This is a genomic window from Flavobacterium sp. (assembly GCF_044371705.1).
Classification (GTDB): domain Bacteria; phylum Bacteroidota; class Bacteroidia; order Flavobacteriales; family Flavobacteriaceae; genus Flavobacterium.
The window spans coordinates 1-2620 of sequence record NZ_JBILTE010000271.1; the positions used below are offsets into that span (position 1 = coordinate 1).

Sequence of the window (2620 nt, forward strand, 5' to 3'; positions counted from 1 at the left end):
CAAAGATTTTTCAATGTCTTTTGATAAATAATTAACTTGGCCAAATTCGCAGCAAGGTATAAGTTGAAAACCGTCTCTTGAGAGATATAAAAATGTAAAATTATAATCCTTATCATTTATTTTATAATTTATTTTATTGATAATACCATTCGAAGGGAAAAAATAAACAATTTTTGAAATTATATCTGACGAGTTAATATTTGACTCCATTATCAAAAATGTGCTAATTGGCATATCGACTCTTTGTTTATCTAGAGAACTACATGAAAATAATGAAATTGAAATTAATAAAGAAATTATGTCTCTTTTAAATCGTTTCATAGATTTAGAATTAAAGTGTTTTTCAAATATAGAAAATTTATTTTTGATAAGAGAAACGAGCAAGATACTTGCACCACAAAGGGCTTCTCAAACGAATTCGTAAGTCTTTTTATTAATTCCTCCAATTTTATAAATCTGTGTTCCAAAAACAGTAAAAAACCTAACAATTTTTCATAATTTTACCAAACAAACCAATAAACAAAAAATTATGAAACTTACATTTTTATCACTTATTGCTATTCTAACGGTGGTTTCCTGTGGAAAAAAAGAAGAAACCAAAGAAAAAACTACTCCTGTGAAAGACACTACAGTTGTGGAAGAAACGAAAATCGTTATTCCGGATTCGGCAACCATCGCAAAAGCGTGGGAAGACTACATGACTCCTGCAGAACCACACAAAATGCTTGCATTGGAAAACGGCATTTGGAAAGAAGAAATGACTGTTTGGATGGAACCCGGAGCGGAACCTATGAAAACCACCATGACGGCAGATGCAAAAATGTTGTATGGCGACCGCTACCAAGAGATTACTCATAAAGGGGATTTCATGGGCATGCCTTTTGAAGGGAAAAGCACCTTGGGCTTCAACAAAGCTTCTCAAAAATATACCTCCGTTTGGATCGACAATATGAGTACAGGTATAATGATCATGAACGGAACGTACGACGAAACAACAAAAACCATCAATTTTGCAGGAACTGTAGTAGATCCTATTACTAAAAAAGAGAAAGCGGTTCGCGAAACCTACACCATTGTGGATGAAAACACGCGTAAAATGGAAATGTTTGACGTTGATTTCAGCGGAAAAGAATACAAAAGTATGGAAATTACCATGACCAGAAAGAAATAATCAATCCCTATTTTTATCATTAGAAAAGACTGCTCACACAGTCTTTTTTTTGTTCACAACTCTTCCATAAATATACTTTGAAACTACCAATATTAGACGTAAATTTGCACCAACAACAACACAAATATTTTTGACATGATTCATTTCTTCGGAAACGAAAGTACTACTGTTTTTGCAGTTCAGTCACAAAAAGAACTTTCGGCTCAAGACACCTCTAAATTAAACTGGCTTTTTCAAGCCGAACTTCTTTCAGACGATTCTAACCAACCCAAATCCGTACTTACGGGTTTTTTTGTTGGTCCCCGTGCCGCAATGGTGACTCCTTGGAGTACCAATGCCGTGGAAATTACTCAAAATATGGGTATTATCGGAATCATCCGAATTGAAGAATTTCAAATCGTATCCGAAGGCTTTCATGACTTCGACCCAATGCTTTCGCAAAAATATTCGGAATTAAATCAAGGGATTTTCACCATCAATATTCTTCCGGAACCAATCAAAGAAATCGAAGATATCGCGGCTTATAACAAGCAGGAAGGTTTGGCATTAAGCGAAGAAGAAGTAAATTACTTGAATACTCTAGCCATTAAATTAAAGCGGAATTTAACCGATTCTGAAGTGTTTGGTTTCTCACAAGTGAATTCCGAGCACTGTCGCCACAAAATCTTTAACGGAACATTTGTAATTGACGGGGAAGAAAAACCAACCTCTCTTTTCAAATTAATTAAAAAAACAGCCGCAGAACATCCCAACGATATCGTTTCTGCCTATAAAGATAATGTCGCGTTTATTAAAGGTCCGCAAGTGGAACAATTTGCTCCCAAGAGTGCCGATAAACCTGATTTCTATCAAACAAAAACCTACGAATCTGTCATTTCATTAAAAGCAGAAACACATAATTTCCCAACAACGGTTGAGCCTTTCAACGGTGCCGCAACCGGTTCGGGAGGTGAAATAAGAGACCGTTTAGCGGGCGGACAAGGTTCGCTACCGCTTGCAGGAACAGCTGTTTACATGACTTCGTATTCTCGTTTGGAGGAAAATCGTCCGTGGGAAAATGCCATGAACGAACGAGAATGGTTGTATCAAACACCAATGGATATTTTAATTAAAGCATCGAATGGTGCGTCCGATTTTGGTAATAAATTCGGTCAGCCATTAATCACGGGTTCGGTACTTACATTCGAACATCAAGAAAATAACTCCGACAGCGTTCCAAACTCTGTCGGAGTTGATGATTCCCGCAAACTTGGTTTCGACAAAGTAATCATGCTTGCCGGCGGAATTGGATACGGAAAAGCAGAACAAGCTCAAAAACACAAACCACAAGTAGGCGACAAAATTGTCATCTTAGGTGGTGAAAATTATAGAATCGGAATGGGTGGTGCGGCCGTTTCATCGGCAGATACCGGTGCATTTGGTTCAGGAATTGAATTAAATGCTATCCAA

General features: G+C 36.9%; 2 protein-coding genes and 1 pseudogene. 2 read left to right on the forward strand and 1 reads right to left on the reverse strand.

The window, feature by feature from the left end; genetic code table 11:
• Positions 1-321, reverse strand: a 321-nt coding sequence (locus tag ACIQ2S_RS12850; protein ID WP_396176624.1) for a hypothetical protein, incomplete at its 3' end; no start/stop codon positions are given.
• 208 nt (positions 322-529) lie between these two features.
• Here ACIQ2S_RS12850 and ACIQ2S_RS12855 point away from each other — a divergent pair.
• Positions 530-1171 (forward strand): DUF1579 domain-containing protein, encoded by a 642-nt coding sequence (locus tag ACIQ2S_RS12855; RefSeq protein WP_396176626.1) that lies wholly within the window; start codon positions 530-532, stop codon positions 1169-1171.
• Positions 1172-1306: 135 nt separating this feature from the next.
• A pseudogene (locus ACIQ2S_RS12860) lies at positions 1307-2620 on the forward strand (phosphoribosylformylglycinamidine synthase); the annotation flags it as partial.